The sequence below is a fragment of the Streptomyces sp. NPDC006923 genome (assembly GCF_040635655.1).
In the GTDB taxonomy this organism is placed as follows: domain Bacteria; phylum Actinomycetota; class Actinomycetes; order Streptomycetales; family Streptomycetaceae; genus Streptomyces.
The window spans coordinates 17,761-34,106 of the sequence record NZ_JBEYIF010000012.1 but is presented as its reverse complement, the minus strand read 5'-3'; the positions used below and the strand labels follow the sequence as shown (position 1 = coordinate 34,106).

Annotated in this window: 15 protein-coding genes and 1 riboswitch; of the genes, 10 read left to right on the top strand and 5 right to left on the bottom strand. The window is 71.2% G+C overall.

Translation table 11 applies throughout. The annotated features are described in order from the left end of the window. Positions 1-122: 122 nt before the first annotated feature. Positions 123-932 (bottom strand): CbtA family protein, encoded by an 810-nt coding sequence (locus tag ABZ707_RS23420; RefSeq protein ID WP_360178283.1) that lies wholly within the window; start codon positions 930-932, stop codon positions 123-125. Positions 933-945: 13 nt separating this feature from the next. Then, positions 946-1,170: a CbtB-domain containing protein gene (locus tag ABZ707_RS23415; RefSeq protein ID WP_360178280.1), complete on the bottom strand. Its 225-nt coding sequence runs from the start codon at positions 1,168-1,170 to the stop codon at positions 946-948. Positions 1,171-1,230: 60 nt separating this feature from the next. Beyond that, positions 1,231-1,318: riboswitch (cobalamin riboswitch) on the bottom strand. Positions 1,319-1,510: 192 nt separating this feature from the next. On the opposite strand from ABZ707_RS23415, the gene ABZ707_RS23410 reads away from it, so the two are divergent. After that, positions 1,511-2,170, top strand: coding sequence for a histidine phosphatase family protein (locus ABZ707_RS23410; protein WP_360178277.1), 660 nt, complete (start codon positions 1,511-1,513; stop codon positions 2,168-2,170). 37 nt (positions 2,171-2,207) lie between these two features. Here the strand turns inward: ABZ707_RS23410 and ABZ707_RS23405 are convergent, their stop codons facing one another. Next, positions 2,208-2,471: a GlsB/YeaQ/YmgE family stress response membrane protein gene (locus ABZ707_RS23405; protein WP_360178274.1), complete on the bottom strand. Its 264-nt coding sequence runs from the start codon at positions 2,469-2,471 to the stop codon at positions 2,208-2,210. A gap of 243 nt (positions 2,472-2,714) precedes the next feature. Here ABZ707_RS23405 and ABZ707_RS23400 point away from each other — a divergent pair, with 243 nt between their 5' ends. From ABZ707_RS23400 to ABZ707_RS23385, 4 genes are all read left to right on the top strand, one after another. Further along, positions 2,715-3,275 carry a GNAT family N-acetyltransferase gene (locus ABZ707_RS23400; RefSeq protein WP_360178271.1) on the top strand — a complete coding sequence of 187 codons (561 nt, stop codon included), beginning with the start codon at positions 2,715-2,717 and terminating at the stop codon, positions 3,273-3,275. Positions 3,276-3,339: 64 nt separating this feature from the next. Beyond that, positions 3,340-4,074, top strand: a complete 735-nt coding sequence (locus ABZ707_RS23395; RefSeq protein ID WP_360178269.1) for a Mut7-C RNAse domain-containing protein — start codon at positions 3,340-3,342, stop codon at positions 4,072-4,074. Between the two features lie 83 nt (positions 4,075-4,157). Continuing rightward, a complete protein-coding gene (locus tag ABZ707_RS23390) occupies positions 4,158-4,508 on the top strand; it encodes a YnfA family protein (RefSeq protein WP_360178267.1) in 351 nt (116 codons plus the stop codon). Positions 4,509-4,634: 126 nt separating this feature from the next. After that, positions 4,635-5,408 carry an SDR family oxidoreductase gene (locus ABZ707_RS23385; protein ID WP_360178264.1) on the top strand — a complete coding sequence of 258 codons (774 nt, stop codon included), beginning with the start codon at positions 4,635-4,637 and terminating at the stop codon, positions 5,406-5,408. A gap of 127 nt (positions 5,409-5,535) precedes the next feature. On the opposite strand, the gene ABZ707_RS23380 is transcribed toward ABZ707_RS23385, so the two are convergent. After that, positions 5,536-6,729, bottom strand: coding sequence for an RtcB family protein (locus ABZ707_RS23380; RefSeq protein ID WP_360178261.1), 1,194 nt, complete (start codon positions 6,727-6,729; stop codon positions 5,536-5,538). Between the two features lie 241 nt (positions 6,730-6,970). Between ABZ707_RS23380 and ABZ707_RS23375 the strand changes: the two genes are divergently transcribed. From ABZ707_RS23375 to ABZ707_RS23365, 3 genes are all read left to right on the top strand, one after another. Further along, a complete protein-coding gene (locus tag ABZ707_RS23375; protein ID WP_360178701.1) occupies positions 6,971-7,753 on the top strand; it encodes a DUF3558 domain-containing protein in 783 nt (260 codons plus the stop codon). A gap of 124 nt (positions 7,754-7,877) precedes the next feature. Beyond that, on the top strand, positions 7,878-8,624 hold the full coding sequence (locus ABZ707_RS23370) for a DUF3558 domain-containing protein (protein ID WP_360178258.1): 747 nt from the start codon (positions 7,878-7,880) through the stop codon (positions 8,622-8,624). 250 nt (positions 8,625-8,874) lie between these two features. After that, a complete protein-coding gene (locus ABZ707_RS23365) occupies positions 8,875-10,341 on the top strand; it encodes a DUF2637 domain-containing protein (protein ID WP_360178255.1) in 1,467 nt (488 codons plus the stop codon). Between the two features lie 76 nt (positions 10,342-10,417). On the opposite strand, the gene lysS is transcribed toward ABZ707_RS23365, so the two are convergent. Beyond that, on the bottom strand, positions 10,418-12,163 hold the full coding sequence (gene lysS, locus ABZ707_RS23360) for a lysine--tRNA ligase (protein ID WP_360178252.1): 1,746 nt from the start codon (positions 12,161-12,163) through the stop codon (positions 10,418-10,420). A gap of 164 nt (positions 12,164-12,327) precedes the next feature. On the opposite strand from lysS, the gene argS reads away from it, so the two are divergent. Beyond that, positions 12,328-14,091: an arginine--tRNA ligase gene (argS, locus tag ABZ707_RS23355; RefSeq protein ID WP_360178249.1), complete on the top strand. Its 1,764-nt coding sequence runs from the start codon at positions 12,328-12,330 to the stop codon at positions 14,089-14,091. 380 nt (positions 14,092-14,471) lie between these two features. Then, on the top strand, positions 14,472-16,250 hold the full coding sequence (locus ABZ707_RS23350; RefSeq protein ID WP_360178247.1) for an FG-GAP-like repeat-containing protein: 1,779 nt from the start codon (positions 14,472-14,474) through the stop codon (positions 16,248-16,250). Positions 16,251-16,346: the final 96 nt, after the last annotated feature.

The window sequence follows — 16,346 nt, the reverse complement described above, 5'->3', positions numbered from 1 at the left end:
GCCGCCGTGCCGGGCGTGCGGCGGCGGGAGCGGTGCCCGGAGGGGTGCCCACAACGCCTGACGGGTGCCCGGCCGCCCGGGCACCCGTCAGGGATCGCGTGGATCGCGGTCGCCTGCCGGTGTCAGCCGGCCGTACCGACCGGCGAGCCGACGCCGGCCGCCGGAGCGGCGGTGCGCGGCTGCAGCACCCGCTCGGCCAGCGCCCCGAAGATCAGCCCGAAGGCCGTCCAGAGCAGCGCCTGTACGCCGAGGGACGCGAGCCGGAACTCCCAGAGCAGAGCCGCCGGGAAGGAGGGCTGGACGGCATCGGTGTTGGCGGGCAGGACAAGACAGGCCACCGCCACAACGACGACATAGCCGGCTCCGGCGGCCACCGACGCGTTCCAGTTGCCCAGGCGTGGGGCGAGTCGTCGTCCCGCGATGACGGCGATGGCCGCCAGCCCCACGCTGACCAGGATCATCAGAAAGAACAGCGCGGTCCGTTTGCCGATGGTGTCCGGATTGCCCACCGCCGGCGGGGTCGCCGGATACTTCAGGAACGGCACCAGATAGACCGTGACGAAGGCGGCGCCCGCGATCAGGGCAGCGGTCGCCCTCGGGCCGAACCGGCCGATCCTGCCCAGGGACACGGCGAAGACCAGGGAGGCGATTCCGCCCAGGGCCACCCCGTACACCAGGACACCGGTGGCCAGCCCGAACGTCGACTGGACCGGTCGGCTGACCAGTTCCTCCTCCTCTGCCGCGGCCGGTGCGTCACCCGGCGCCGCGGCGCCGTGCTGATGCGCCGGAGCGGACTGGGTCTCCTCCAGAGCGATGGAGTCCCGTACGGAGGGCTCACCGGCCACATACGCCAGCGCGAACGCGAAAAGTCCGGCGAGCACACCGGCGATCATGCCGCGGACCAGGAGATTTCTGACGGTGGAGGCATGCATGCGCGGGTCTCCGTCAGTGGCAGGGGAAGCCGAGCAGATGACGGCCGTCATGCACCCATTCATGCACGCCCGCACCGGAGAACACCGATGTCGCACCCTGTTCCGCGCCGACGAAGTACAACAGCACCAGCATCAGGGTGCCCACGAACACCGCCCACGGCAGGACCGCGCGCAGGGGAAGCGGGGTCACCGCGGTGCTGGTGGGTGAAACGGCCGGCGGCGCTATGGACTGAGCCATGGCACATCCTCCTCGGGGAACTCGCGTCCCAATCAGTGGAGCTCGAACGACGGCCATCGGGTCTGACTCACCGGGCCCCCGCTGCGCGGTACGCAGCCGGCACCCGGCATACAGTGGCGCGACCGTGCCGGATTCTCACCGGACTTCCGTCCCGCCGTCGTCATATCGACGTGAAGGTACCGCGAACCGACAGGCGGGCCAAGAGGCCCTCCACCCGACGACGGCGATCGGGGGACGGCGGTTCTCCGCCGTCCCCCGCTCACCGACCGCCCTGCCGGCTCCCGGAGTTGACCAGTGCCGGGCCGCCGGCCTGAGCCAGGACAGCCGAGGAGAGCGCCGTATGACCACCCGAGTGATGTTCATCTCACCCGCCGTCAGCAGGTTCCTGCGCGAGGCCCGCTTCGCCGGAAGCGGGGGCGACGGCGAACAGCCGGACGGCGGCCAAGGCCGGGACGGCGGTGACGAGTTGGACCCCGCCGGGCTGCGGCACGCCGAGGCGGTACGGGAGGCTTTCCCCCGCGCCGCCGCCGTCTGTGTCTCCCCCACCCGGCGCTGCCGCCGGACCGCCGAGATCCTCGGCCTGGACGCGCGGCCGGTGCCCGGTCTCGCCCCCTGCGCGATGGGCCGCTGGGCGGGCAGGACCCTCGGCGAAGTGGCCGCCGCCGAACCGGAGTCGGTGGCCCTCTGGCTGGCGGACCCCGCCTCCGCCCCGCACGGCGGAGAGTCCCTGCTGGCCCTGCACGCCCGCGTGGGCCGCTGGCTCGACGGCCTCGGCACCGGCGCCGAGGCGGAGAGGGAGCGGTCCGAGGAGCCCAGGGGCCATGTCATCGCCGTGACGGAACCGGACATCATCCGCGCCGCCGCCGTCCACGCCCTCGGCGCGGCCCCGCAGGCGTTCTGGAGGGTCGACGTCAGGCCCCTCACCGCCACCGAACTCACCGGGCGGGACGGCCGCTGGAATCTGCTCAGCGGCCGTCCCCTGGCCACCACCGCGTCCTGAAAGAGGCGCCCGGATCAGACCCTGACCCCGCCGCGGGTCAGCGGCCGGCCTTCGACCGGTCCAGGGCGGCCACGCCCACCGCGGCCAGAGCGATCTGGATTATCCACTCGATCCAGTCGGGACCGTCCGTGTTGGCGACACCGACGGCGGCCGCGATGGCCGTACCGATCAGGGCCGCGACGATGCCGACGACGATGGTCCACAGCACGCCGATGTGCTGACGGCCGGGCACGACGAGCCGTCCCAGCACGCCGACGATGATGCCGAACACGATGGCCGTGAGAATGCTGGAGATTTCCATGTCCGCTCCTTCTCACCACAGCCGGTACGCGTGGTGATCTGTGCCAGGACGTCTGCCCTCCGAACTCATGTCCACTCCGCAAGAGCGACTGTTCGCCATTCCGGTTTGACGGGCGAAAGTGATCTGCGGATGACACAGAACGCCGCCACGACGGTCGGGGCTGCCGCCGACGGCCTCGCCGTCCCGGCGGCCGGACGGCCGGGCCAGGACCGGGTGTCAGACCCCCGTCCTACAGTGCGTGACATGGAGAAGAAAGCACCGCGGGTCCGGATCGAACCATGGTCGGAGGGCGATCTCGGTCTGCTCCGCGCGGCGAACGCTCCGGAGCTGATGACCCATCTCGGCGGGCCGGAGACCGAGGAACAACTGATCGGGCGGCACAGGCGGTATGTCGGCCTGAGCGCCGACCGTACGGGCCGGGGGAGGATGTTCCGGATCGTGCTGCTGCCGGGCGGCGAGGCCGTCGGCACAATCGGGTTCTGGGAGCAGACCTGGCAGGGGGAGCAGGTGTACGAGACGGGCTGGACCGTGCTCGCGGCCTTCCAGGGGCGCGGTGTCGCGGCCGCCGCGACCGCCGCCGTCGTGGAGCGGGCGCGGGCCGAGAAGAAGCACCGCTCTCTGCACGCCTTCCCGTCCATCGGGAATCCTCCGTCGAACGCGGTGTGCCGCAAGGCGGGATTCATCCTGCGGGGCGAGTGCGAGGTGGAGTATCCGGCGGGCCGTCCCATGCGCTGCAACGACTGGCGGCTGGACCTGTGCTCCCTGGACGGGACGTCTCAGATCCCGGTCTCGGGTCCGGTCTGACACGCCCCGGGCCCGGCCCGGAAAGCCCTGGCCCGGGCCTCCGGTCCGATGGCATCCTGACGGCGTGAACGGACCGGAGATCCAGATCGATTTCGCCCCCGAACTGCGCCTTTTCGTGGCGTCCGAGCGGCGCCGGGGACGCACGGCCGTTCTCACCGACGGCTCGTCCACCCTCGGCCACGCCGTCGAGTCGCTGGGTGTCCCGCTCACCGAAGTCGGTCCGCTGCTCGTCGACGGACACGAGGTCGCCTTCGCCCACATCCCGGCCGCGGGCGAGTCCGTCGAGGTGCGGGCCGTGTCCCGGCCGCAGCGAGTGCCCGGGGCGCCGCTGCGTTTTCTGCTCGATGTGCATCTCGGCACGCTCGCGCGGCGGCTGCGGCTGCTCGGCATCGACGCGGCGTACGAGAGCGAGGACCTCGGAGATCCCGCGCTGGCCGCTCTCTCCGCCGCGCAGCGCCGGGTGATGCTGTCCCGGGACCGGGGCCTGCTGCGGCGGCGCGAGATCTGGGCCGGGGCCTATGTCTACAGCGACCGCCCCGACGACCAGCTCAGGGACGTCCTGGAACGCTTCGCGCCCGCCCTCGCGCCCTGGACCCGCTGCACCGCCTGCAACGGCGAGCTGGGACCTGCCGACAAGGAGACCGTCCAGGAGCGTCTGGAGCACGGCACGCAGCGTACGTACGACGTCTTCGCCCAGTGCGGGAACTGCCGCCGGGTGTACTGGCGGGGCGCGCACCACGCCCGGCTGGCGGCCATCGTCGAGGACGCGGTCCGCGAATTCGGTGGCGCGGCGGCGTAACCACGGCGCCGCCCCGCGCCGCCCGCCACCAGCGCGTCCGTCCGCCCGGCAGGCTCCGATCGGCCGCATGGCACGCTGTCCGGATGCTTGTGCTCCGCTCCGTCGCTCTCTTTGTCCTCGCCGCCGTCTTCGAGATCGGCGGCGCCTGGCTCGTCTGGCAGGGCGTTCGCGGAGACGGCAGCGGCGGCGGACGCGGCTGGATCTGGATCGGCGCCGGGGTCATCGCCCTGGGCGCGTACGGCTTTGTCGCCACCCTCCAGCCGGAGGGTGATTTCGGCCGCGTCCTCGCCGCGTACGGCGGGGTATTCGTCGCGGGCTCGATCGCCTGGGCCGCGGTCGCCGACGGCTACCGCCCGGACCGCTGGGACATCGCGGGCGCGCTGGTCAGCCTGGCCGGTATGGCACTGATCATGTACGGACCCCGCGGCCACTGACCGCCCGGCCCGGGCCCGCCACGGCGCGCCTGCCCCGCCCGGTCCTGGCGCCGGACACACTCGACGTCCGCCCCGGCTCCCTGCCTATCCTGGCCACACATCGATCACACGCGCGAGGAGTACGTCATGACCGCCGCGGGCACCCAGACCGCCGTCATCACCGGAGCGAGCAGCGGAATCGGTGCCGCCACCGCGCGGCAGCTCGCCGCCGCCGGCTACCACGTCGTCCTCACCGCCCGCCGCAAGGACCGGATCGAGGCGCTCGCCGCGGAGATCAACGACGCCGGCCGGCACGCAACCGCGTACGCCCTCGATGTCACGGACCGGCCCGCGGTCGACGCCTTCGCCGCCGGACTCGGCCGCTTTCCCTCGGTGAATGTCCTGGTCAACAACGCCGGCGGCGCTCTGGGCGCCGACCCGGTGGCGACCGGCGACCCCGCCGAGTGGCGTCAGATGTACGAGACCAATGTCCTCGGGACGCTCAACCTCACCCAGGCCCTGCTGCCCGCCCTCACCGAGAGCGGCGACGGCACCGTCGTTGTCCTCTCCTCCACCGCCGGCCACTCCACCTACGAGGGCGGCGCGGGCTATGTCGCCGCCAAGCACGGCGCCCATGTCCTCGCCGAGACCCTCCGGCTGGAGATCGTCGGCACCCCGGTCCGGGTGATCGAGATCGCCCCCGGCATGGTCAAGACGGAGGAGTTCGCCACCACCCGCTTCCACGGCGACACCGAGAAGGCGTCAAAGGTCTACGCGGGCGTCGCCGAGCCCCTCACCGCCGACGATGTGGCCGACACCATCACCTGGGCGGTGACCCGCCCGAGCCATGTCAACATCGACCTCCTGGTGGTCAGGCCACGCGCCCAGGCGTCCAACTCCAAGGTGCACCGGGAGCTGTGACCGCCGGCCACTGACCGGCCACGGGGGCCGGTCAGTGGCACCGGTCAGTGGCACCCGGTCAGTGGCACGGCGAGGCCGCCCGGCCGCCGCGACCGGTGCCCGCCCTCACTCCCAGGCCCTTCACCCGTCAGCCCTTCACACAGATGGCCTGCTTCAGCTTCGCCACCACCTCGACCAGATCCCGCTGCTGCTCGATGACCTGCTCGATGGGCTTGTACGCGGCCGGGATCTCGTCCACGACGCCGGAGTCCTTACGGCACTCCACGCCCCGCGTCTGCTCTTCCAGGTCCCGCGTCGAGAAACGCCGCTTCGCCGCGCTGCGGCTCATCCGGCGGCCGGCGCCGTGCGAGGCCGAGTTGAAGGCAGCGGTGTTCCCGAGGCCCTTGACGATATAGGTGCCCGTGGCCATCGACCCGGGAATGATCCCGTATTCACCGGAACCCGCGCGGATCGCGCCCTTCCGCGTCACCAGCAGGTCCATGCCGTCATACCGTTCCTCGGCGACATAGTTGTGATGGCAGCTTATTTCCTGCTCAAAAGTGACCCGGGCCTTCTTGAACTCCCTGCGGATCACATCCTTGAGCAGCCCGATCATGATGGCGCGGTTGTGCTTCGCGTATTCCTGGGCCCAGAAGAGGTCATTGCGGTACGCCGCCATCTGCGGTGTCTCCGAGATAAAGACGGCCAGGTCACGGTCTACCAGGCCCTGATTGTGCGCCAGCTTCCGCGCGACGCCGATGTGATGCTCCGCCAGTTCCTTGCCGATGTTCCGGGATCCGGAGTGGAGCGTGAGCCACACGGCTCCCCCGGAATCGAGACTGACCTCAAGATGGTGATTTCCGCTGCCCAGCGTGCCCATCTGCTTCGTGGCACGGTCCTGGCGGAATCGGACCGCCTCGGCCACCGCGCCGAACCGCCCCCAGAAGTCGTCCCAGCCCGCCGTCGGAAATCCGTGCAGTTGGCCGGGATCCACCGGATCGTCATGCATTCCCCGGCCCACCGGAATGGCCTGCTCGATCTTGGAGCGCAGCCGGGACAGATCGCCCGGCAGATCGTTCGCCGTCAGGGACGTCTTCACCGCCGACATGCCGCAGCCGATGTCGACGCCCACCGCCGCCGGGCAGACCGCGCCGCTCATCGCGATCACCGAGCCGACGGTAGCGCCCTTGCCGTAGTGCACGTCCGGCATCACGGCGAGCCCCTTGATCCAGGGCAGCGTCGCGACATTCCGCAGTTGCCGCATCGCGCCCTCCTCGACCGTCGCGGGGTCCGCCCACATACGGATCGGGACCTTGGCGCCCGGCAGCTCGACATACGACATAGTTCCTCGATCCCCCAGAAAAGTCAGATAGCGCAAAAACCGGAACCAGGGCCGCCAAAGAGACGGCCGACCAGCGTCGACGGCTTCGCGTGCGGTAGACATTGTGTCCATCCGCCGTCATCCGGCGGCAAACGGTTTTCGCGCGCGCCGCCGCGTGGAACCCCTGTACAGAAGGGAGCCCGGGACCTTGCAGCCAAAGGCGCGAAAGGCGTACGTACCCGGCCTGGCGGTGCTCCTCACGATGGTTGTCGCCGGCTGCTCGTCCGGCGCCGACCGCCCCGCCCTCGACGCCAAGCCCGGCGGCCCCACCACGTCCGCCGCGCCCCCCGGCAAGTACCGCACGCTCCGCGAGCCCTGCGGTTCCGTGCCGCGCTCCACGCTCAAGGCCCTGCTGCCCGGCGCCGCCGCGCTCCCGGAGGACCAGCAGGAGAAGGTGTACGACGGCACCGCGTCCGTCACCTACGACACCGACCGCCGCGTCGGCTGTAGCTGGAAGGCCGACTCCCCCGACGCCTCCCACCAGCTCGTGATCGATCTCGAACGCGTGGTGTCGTACGACCCGGGCGTGAGCGACGACGACCGGGCGCAGGCGGTCTACCTGGAGAAGGAGACCGCCGCGGCGCTGCCGGTGCCCGGCGCCGGCGGCGCCTCGTCCCCGCCGCCGAGCAGCCCGGCCCCCGGAACGGACGCCGACACGGAGACGACGACGCAGTCCGGTCCCGGCTCGGAGACCGCCGCACCGCCCTCCGAGACCCCTCCCTCGGAGACTCCGTCCGCAGAAGGGCTCGAACCGCGTCTCCTGGACGGTCTGGGCGATGTGGCCTTCCTCAACGATGTCCTCGCCCGTTCCGGTTCGGCCGCCCGGCACCGCACGGTGAGCGTGGTATTCCGCACATCGAATGTGATCGTGACCGTCCGGTACAGCGAGCAGCCGGCCCGGCCCGCCGAGGTGCCCGACAGCAGAGAACTGCAGGAAAAGGCGCGGCAACTGGCCCGGACCCTCGCCGACCAGCTCAACGAATAGCGGCCCGCGCCCCGGCCCGGAGCCCCTGGGCCCCGGCGGCCGGAGTCCGGCGGCCGGGCCCGCGGACCATGGCCTGGCGGTTACCGTGGCCGATCGGACCGTACGACCAATGAGTGAAGGAACCATGCACCGATCAGCCTCGCGACTCACTCGCATACTCGCCTGCGCAGCCGTTCCGGTGATGCTCGTCGTCGCCGGCTGCTCGTCCGACGAATCCGACAGCAAGGGTGACGCGGACGCCTCCTCGGCCTCGCCGAGCGCCGAGCCGTCCGCGACCGTCCCGCCCGCCAAGTACAGCGGGCTGCCCGACGTCTGCAAGACGATCGGCGGCAAGACGATCGGATCGCTCGTGCCGAAGGTGAAGGTCAAGGGCGGTACGGCCAGCAAGTCCACCGATGTGACGTCCCGCAGCCGCTGCTCGTGGAACGGTCTGGACGACAACGGCGTCAAGGGCTCTCAGTACCGCTGGCTCGATGTCTCCCTCATGCGCTACGACTCCGATGCCTCGCTCGGCAGCGGTGCCGCGCGCGCCGGCGAGTACTACACGAAGGAGATCGCGTCCGCGCGGGGCACCGAGGGTGCCAAGGACGTCAAGACCGCTGCGGCAAGCGGCATCGGCGACCAGGCGACCACGGTCACGTACACGCTCAAGAAGACCGGTGAGGACTTCGCGTACGCCACCGTCGTGGCCCGCACCGAGAACGTCGTCGTGACGCTCACCTACAACGGCACGGGCTACGCGGGTGCGAAGTCCCCCGGCGTCGGCGAGATGTCGGAGGGCGCTGTGAAGGCGGCCAAGGAGGCGGTGACGGCGATCGCCGACGGCGCCGGGCAGGTGCCCACCGCCGAGGACACCCCCAAGGCGAGCTGAGGCCCGTCGGGCGGTCTCCGGCGGGCAGCCGTTTTCTCCCGTTTTCCCATGAGCCGGGCCCTCTCCCGGGGGTCCGGCTCCGCTCCCCGCGCCACGCCGTGCGCGCACATGTGCCAGGCTGTGCCCGCCAGATGTCGGGCCGGCGAGTACCCGTGGCCGCGTACCTGATGTCGCACACAGGACCGAATACGAGTCGAGTACCGGTCGAAAACGGGTCGAGTACGGGTCGAATACGGGGAGGGGATCGCGGGTGGCCGCGATGCAGCTGACACGCACGCACCGAATACTCATCGGGGTGGTGGTCACCGGAGCGGTGATCATCGCCGCGATCGGTTTCGCGGGGTCGTACGCCGCCGTACGCGAGCTGGCCGAGGAGAAGGGCTTCGGCAGGTTCTCGCTGGTGTTCCCGATCGGCATCGACGCGGGTATCTGCGTCCTGCTCGCGCTCGACCTCCTGCTGACCTGGATCCGTATCCCCTTCCCGCTGCTGCGCCAGTCGGCATGGATCCTCACGGCCGCCACCATCGCCTTCAACGGCGCGGCCGCCTGGCCGGACCCGCTGGGCGTCGGCATGCACGCGGTGATCCCGCTGCTCTTCATCGTCTCCGTCGAGGCCGCGCGCCACGCGGTCGGCCGGATCGCGGACATCACCGCCGACAAGCACATGGAAGGCGTACGCCTCACCCGCTGGCTGCTCTCGCCGGTGCCCACGTTCAAGCTGTGGCGCCGGATGAAGCTGTGGGAGCTGCGGTCGTACGAGCAGGTCATCAAGCTCGAACAGGACCGGCTGATCTACCAGTCGCGCCTCCAGGCCCGCTTCGGCCGCAACTGGCGCCGCAAGGCGCCCGTCGAGGCGCTGATGCCGCTGCGGCTCGCCAAGTACGGCGTACCGCTCGCCGACACCGCCCCGGCCGGCCTGGCCGCCGCCGGTATCGACCCGGTGTCGCTGCCGGCCGCGCCCGTCCTGGCCGAACTGCCCAGCGGACAGGGCGCGCTGCCGGACCCCGCCGAGCAGCGCACACCGCCCCGGCCCGAGGAACAGCCGCAGGCACAGCTACCGCCGCAGGCCCCGACACCGGCCCAGCCCCAGATTCCGGCCCAGCGCACCGGTGAGCAGCCGCAGGCCGCCGAGCCGGGCCGGGACGGCGGGCCCCAGCAGCCCGACCAGCCGGAGGCCGCGCCCGCCCCCCAGGTGAGCCCCTGGTTCGCGGCGCCGCAGGTGCCGGAGGGCGCCTACGAGGGCGCGTACAACCCGACCTATGTCGAGGGCCTGGAGCCCACGCCGGTGATGATCCCCTCGGGCCCCGGCCGCAGCCGCCCGCTCGGCGGCGTCGGACAGGGACCGCAGCAGACGTCGCAGTACGCCGAGTCCGGCCAGGGGCCCCAGGGCCGGACCGGCCCCGGGACCGACATCACCGACCTCGCCGACATGGCCGTCCCCGGTGACCTTCCGGGCCAGGACCCGTCCGAGGAACTGCCCGTCCCCGGCCTGCCCGACGACCTCTCCCGCGAGGAGGCGTATTTCAACGCCTTCCGGAAGTACGTGAGTGAGCACGGCGACTTCCCCAACGCCCGCCAGTTCGGCCTGTACCTGATGGACCTGTACGGCATCACCGGGCGCACCGGCGGCCCGCTGAGCGAGAGTTCGCTCCGGACCTATCTGCGCGACTTCCGCTACCGCTACCAGTCGGAGCTGGACGCCGAACACATCGCCTGACCGCCGGACGGCGACGGGCCCCCACCCGGCTCAGCGGGTGAGGGCCCAGAACCCCCAAGCGGAACGGACCGGCCGGTCAGGCGCCGAGCAGCCGGCGCACCCGCTCCGCACCCACCGCCAGCAGCAGGGTGGGCAGCCGCGGCCCGGTGTCCCGGCCCACCAGCAGCCGGTACAGGAGAGCGAAGAAGGTCCGCTGCGCGACCTTCAGCTCCGCCGTCGGCCTGGCGTCCGGCGCCAGCCCCTCCATCATCTTGGGCACGCCGTAGACCAGGGTCGTCAGCCCGTCCAGCGACCAGTGGCTGTCCAGCCCCTTCAGCAGCAGCCGCAGCGACTCACCCGCCCGCTCGTCCAGCGAGCCGAGCAGCTCCTGGTCCGGCTCCGCGCGCACGATCGTCCGCGCCTCCGCGGGCACCTGGCTGGTGATCCAGTTCTCCGCCCGGTCGAGCCGGGGGCGGACCTCGTCCAGCGAGGCCAGCGGACGCTCCGGATCCAGCTCGCTCAGGATCCGCAGTGTCTGCTCCTCGGCACCGGCGGTGATGTCCGCGACCGAGGCGAGCGTGCGGTAGGGCAGCGGGCGCGGCGTGCGCGGCAGCTCACCGGCGGCCGTGCCGGTGGCGCGCGCGTACGCGGCGGCGTCGGCCGGCAGGACCGAGCCGTCGGCGACCTTGCGCTCCAGCGCGTCCCACTCGTCGTACAGCCGCTGGATCTCCTGGTCGAAGGCGATCTTGAACGACTGGTTGGGCCTGCGCCGCGCGTACAGCCAGCGCAGCAGCGGCGCCTCCATGATCTTCAGTGCGTCGGCCGGGGTCGGCACACCGCCCTTGCTCGACGACATCTTCGCCATCCCGGAGATGCCCACAAAGGCGTACATCGGGCCGATCGGCTGGGCGCCGTCGAAGATCTCGCGCACGATCTGTCCGCCGACGACGAACGAGGAGCCGGGCGAGGAGTGGTCGACCCCGGACGGCTCGAAGATCACGCCCTCGAACGCCCAGCGCATCGGCCAGTCGACCTTCCAGACCAGCTTGCCGCGGTTGAACTCGCTCAGCAGCACCGTCTCGGAGAAGCCGCAGGCCGCGCAGGTGTAGGTCAGCTCCGTCGTCTCGTCGTCGTACGAGGTGACGGTGGTCAGGTCCTTGCCGCAGCCACCGCAGTAGGGCTTGTACGGGAAGTAACCCGCGGAACCGCCGCTGCCGTCGTCCTCCGCCGCCGCGCCGGAGCCCTCGGCGGCCTCCAGCTCGGCCTCCTCTGGCTTCTTCTGCTGCCGCGCCCCGCCCTTGGCCTGGGCGGGCTTGTCCTTCGTCCGGTAGCGGTCGAGGATCGCGTCGATGTCCGCGCGATGTCTCATCGCGTGCAGGATCTGCTCGCGGTAGACCCCCGACGTGTACTGCGCGGTCTGGCTGATCCCGTCGTACTCGACACCCAGCTCGGCCAGCGACTCGGTCATGGCGGCCTTGAAGTGCTCGGCCCAGTTCGGATACGCGGATCCGGCGGGCGCGGGCACCGAGGTGAGCGGCTTGCCGATGTGCTCGGCCCAGGACTCGTCCGTACCGGCGACACCCGCGGGCACCTTGCGGTACCGGTCGTAGTCGTCCCAGGAGATCAGATGCCGGACCTCGTGGCCGCGCCTGCGGATCTCGTCGGCGACCAGGTGCGGGGTCATGACCTCGCGCAGATTGCCCAGGTGGATCGGGCCCGAGGGCGACAGACCGGAGGCGACGACGACCGGTTTGCCAGGCGCACGTCGCTCCGACTCGGCGATGACATCGTCCGCGAAACGGGAGACCCAGTCGGTCTCGGTGCTCTGAGCCACGATCGGCACGTCCTTCTTTCTCGTACGCCCAAGGGCTTTTCTTACGCCCGGCACATCCGGCGAAGTCTGACGACAGCCATTCTCCCAGGTCCCCGCGACAGAGCGAAAACGGTTGAGAACCCCGTGGGATACTGGGGGACGATCCCCGCACCCGACAGGAACGGCACCAGCCCATGGCCCCGGTCACCTCCCTCGCTTCGACCGTCGATCAGCGCATCGCGGACGCCCTCTCGGCAGCTCTGCCGGAGGCCGGTTCCGCGGACCCGCTGCTGCGACGCAGCGACCGGGCCGATTTCCAGGCCAATGGCATCCTGGCGCTCGCCAAGAAGCTCAAGGGCAATCCGCGCGAGCTGGCCACCCGGGTTGTCGCCGCGCTCCCGGCCAATGACGTGATCAAGGACATCGAGGTCTCCGGGCCCGGCTTCCTCAACATCACCGTCTCGGACCGGGCGATCACCGAAACCCTCGCGGCCCGCGCGGCGGACAGCCGGCTCGGGGTGCCGTACGCGGAGCAGCCGGGCACGACCGTCATCGACTACGCGCAGCCCAACGTCGCCAAGGAGATGCACGTCGGGCACCTGCGGTCCGCCGTGATCGGCGCCGCGATGGTCGAGATCCTGGAGTTCACCGGCGAGAAGGTGGTGCGGCGCCATCACATCGGCGACTGGGGCACCCAGTTCGGCATGCTCATCCAGTATCTGATCGAGCACCCGCACGAGCTGGACCACCAGGACGGCGCGGATCTCGGGGGCGAGACCGCCATGTCGAATCTCAACCGCCTCTACAAGGCGTCGCGGGCGGTCTTCGACTCCGACGAGGAGTTCAAGGCCCGCGCCCGGCAGCGGGTCGTCGCGCTCCAGGCGGGCGACAAGGAGACCCTCGGCCTCTGGCAGCGGTTCGTCGACGAGTCGAAGATCTACTTCTACTCCGTCTTCGACAAGCTGGACATGGAGATCCACGATCCCGACATCGTCGGCGAGTCCGGCTACAACGACATGCTTGAGGAGACCTGCCGGCTGCTGGAGGACTCCGGCGTCGCGGTCCGTTCCGAGGGCGCGCTCTGTGTCTTCTTCGACGACGTCCTGGGGCCCGACGGCAACCGGGTACCGCTGATCGTCAAGAAGTCCAACGGCGGCTACGGCTACGCGGCCACCGACCTCTCCGCGATCCGCGACCGGGTGAGCAACCTCGACGCGACGACCCTGCTGTACGTGGTCGACGCGCGCCAGTCGCTGCACTTCAAGATGGTCTTCGAGACCGCGCGCCGGGCCGGCTGGCTGAACGACGGCGTCCAGGCCGTCCAGCTCGCGTTCGGCACGGTGCTCGGCAAGGACGGCAAGCCGTTCAAGACCCGCGAGGGCGAGACCGTCCGGCTGGCGGACCTGCTCGACGAGGCGGTCGAGCGGGCGACCGCGGTCGTCCGGGAAAAGGCGAAGGACCTCAGCGAGGAAGAGATCGCCGAGCGCGGTACGCAGGTCGGCATCGGCGCGGTCAAGTACGCGGACCTGTCCACGTCGGCGGCCCGCGACTACAAGTTCGACCTGGACCAGATGGTCTCGCTGCACGGCGACACCTCCGTCTACATCCAGTACGCGCACGCCCGTATCCAGTCCATCCTCCGCAAGGCGGGCGGCACGGTGCCCGTCGCACACCCGGAACTCCCCCTGGCCACCGCGGAGCGGGCGCTGGGCCTCCATGTGGACCAGTTCGGCGAGGTGCTCGCCGAGGTCTCGTCCGGGTACGAGCCGCACAAGCTGGCCGCGTACCTCTACCAGCTCTCCTCGCTCTTCACGACGTTCTACGACCAGTGCAAGGTGCTGGACGAGAACAACCCGGCGGAGCTGGTCGAGAACCGCCTCTTCCTGTGCGACATCACGGCCCGCACCCTCCGGCAGGGCCTGGCCCTGCTGGGAATCCGGGCCCCCGAGCGCCTCTGAGTGGTCCCCGGTCCCCGAAGGCCCCCCGCCGGTCCGACCGGCGGGGGGCCTTTCTGCCGCCGTCCCCGTCCCGGTCGGTGTCAGGGCCCGCCCCGCCGCCCGGAGGCATCCGCACGGCACCGCGAATCGCCCCGGCCATCCACCGATTCATCCCCCTCTGTTAACAAAAAATCCACCCCAGGTTCACAATTGACTTGCCCTCAGAAGGCCCGGCCGGATACACCTGCCTCACGACCTGGGGAGGGACGCCACGCTGTGGGGGGGGCAGTTCCCGCCGTGCCCCGAGCCGGCGGTTTTCCACGACGCGACCACGCGCACCGCCGTGCTCGGCATGAGCCGCTCCTGATCCCGGGTTCCTTCACGTCCTCACAGGAGGCAGCATGCCCACCCAGTCAAGACCCGGGGCCCCGTGGTCCCGCCGGATCGCGCTCACGGCCGCGCTGAGCTGCGCCGGGCTGCTGGTCAGCGGCTCACTGGCGGTCCCGGCCTCCGCCGACGAGCCGGGCGGGCCCCAGGGCACCGTCACCCTTCCCGCTCCGTCGGCCGCCGACCGGCCCACCTTCACCGTCCCGGGCCGCGCCACCTCCGGAGTACCCGCGTCCGGGCGCCTCGCCGCCGGGCGGGCCGCCGCGGACAGCGCCGCCCAGCGCGCCGACCTGAACGGCGACGGCTCCGGCGACCTGGTGTACCGCCTCAACTACGGCGATGTGGTCGCCGACTGGGGCTACGGCGCCGTGGCGGCGATCGGCGCCGACGACTCCGAGGTCAAGGACCTGATGCTGCCGGGCGATCTGACCGGCGACGGCAGGCCCGACCTCCTCACCCTGACGCCCACCGGCGCACTGCGGCTGCACAGCGGGGCCGACGCCACCGTCGACGGCGGGATGACGTCGTACACCACGCTCAGCACCGGCTGGCAGGCGTACAACAAACTGGTCGTCCCCGGCGATCTGACCGGTGACGGCGCGCCCGACCTGCTCGCCCGCAGCACCGCGGGACTCTTCCTCTTCCCGGGCACGGGCACCGGATTCGCCGCCGGGATCCAGGTCGGCGGCGCCGGCTGGAGCCAGTTCGACCAGCTCGTCGGCGTCGACGACCTCACCGGCGACGGCCTGGCCGACCTGGTCGCGCGCAACTCCACCGGGCTCTTCGTCTACCCGGGCAACGGCAGCGCCACCGGCTACCCGTTCCGGGACCGGACCCAGATCGGCGGCACCGGCTGGCTCCAGTACAACCAGCTCCTCGGCGGCGCGGACTACGACGGCAACGGCACCGCCGACCTGGTGGCCCGCTCGTACGACGGCACGCTCTACTTCTACCAGGGCAACGGCGACGGCACCCTTGCCGCCCGGGCGGAGATGGGCACGGACTGGGGCACGGTGACGCAGTTCGCGGGCTCCGGCAACCAGCCGAACTTCGGCAAGAGCGGCGTCTTCGCCCGCACCGCCGACGGCACCCTCTACTACTACGAGGCGACCGGCACCGGCCGCCTCTCCTCGAAATACCTGATCAGCGGGGGCTGGGACCGCTCACGCTCACAGCTCGTCCACGCGGTGTCGCTGCGCGCGAACGGCATCTCCGACCTGCTGGAGCACAGCACGTACGACGGCCACCTGTACAACACCGGCTCCTACGCCCTGTCCGACCCGGAGATCGCGGGCGGCTCGACGCTCTACAACCTCGTCCTCGGCCCCGGCGACCTCAACGGCGACGGCAAGAGCGACCTGCTGGCCCGCAGCTCCACCGACCTGTACTTCTACGCGGGCAACGGCAACGGCATGTCGGTACAGGGCCGCGTCGAGATCGGCGGCAGCGGCTGGATGCAGTTCAACACGATCGTCGGCGCCGGGGACCTCACCGGCGACGGCCGCGCGGACCTCGTGGCCCGCAGCACCAGCGGTCTCTTCCTCTACGCCGGCACCGGCAACGCGGCCTCGCCCTTCGGCGCCAAGGCACAGGTCGGCGGCACCGGCTGGAGCCAGTACACGAATCTCGCCGCGCCCGGCGACCTCAACGGCGACGGCATCGCCGATCTGCTGGCCTCGAACTCCGCGGGCGAGCTGTACTTCTACGCGGGCACCGGCCTGGCGGCCACACCGTTCGAGGAGCGCGTGAAGATCGGCACGGGCGGCTGGAACCAGTACCCGGACCTGGTCTGAGCCCTCTCGTACGGCCGGGGCCCGGCTCCGGGCGTACGAAGGCGGCCGGCTTCCGCACGGAAGCCGGCCGCCCTGCCGTAGGACTCTCGCCGCGGC

Bases quoted from the DNA above. Each gene is read 5' to 3' on its own strand.
- ABZ707_RS23420 (WP_360178283.1), bottom strand. From the start codon at position 932: ATGCATGCCTCCACCGTCAGAAATCTCCTGGTCCGCGGCATGATCGCC.
- ABZ707_RS23415 (WP_360178280.1), bottom strand. From the start codon at position 1,170: ATGGCTCAGTCCATAGCGCCGCCGGCCGTTTCACCCACCAGCACCGCG.
- ABZ707_RS23410 (WP_360178277.1), top strand. From the start codon at position 1,511: ATGACCACCCGAGTGATGTTCATCTCACCCGCCGTCAGCAGGTTCCTG.
- ABZ707_RS23405 (WP_360178274.1), bottom strand. From the start codon at position 2,471: ATGGAAATCTCCAGCATTCTCACGGCCATCGTGTTCGGCATCATCGTC.
- ABZ707_RS23400 (WP_360178271.1), top strand. From the start codon at position 2,715: ATGGAGAAGAAAGCACCGCGGGTCCGGATCGAACCATGGTCGGAGGGC.
- ABZ707_RS23390 (WP_360178267.1), top strand. From the start codon at position 4,158: ATGCTTGTGCTCCGCTCCGTCGCTCTCTTTGTCCTCGCCGCCGTCTTC.
- ABZ707_RS23385 (WP_360178264.1), top strand. From the start codon at position 4,635: ATGACCGCCGCGGGCACCCAGACCGCCGTCATCACCGGAGCGAGCAGC.
- ABZ707_RS23380 (WP_360178261.1), bottom strand. From the start codon at position 6,729: ATGTCGTATGTCGAGCTGCCGGGCGCCAAGGTCCCGATCCGTATGTGG.
- ABZ707_RS23375 (WP_360178701.1), top strand. From the start codon at position 6,971: ATGGTTGTCGCCGGCTGCTCGTCCGGCGCCGACCGCCCCGCCCTCGAC.
- ABZ707_RS23370 (WP_360178258.1), top strand. From the start codon at position 7,878: ATGCACCGATCAGCCTCGCGACTCACTCGCATACTCGCCTGCGCAGCC.
- argS (WP_360178249.1), top strand. From the start codon at position 12,328: ATGGCCCCGGTCACCTCCCTCGCTTCGACCGTCGATCAGCGCATCGCG.
- ABZ707_RS23350 (WP_360178247.1), top strand. From the start codon at position 14,472: ATGCCCACCCAGTCAAGACCCGGGGCCCCGTGGTCCCGCCGGATCGCG.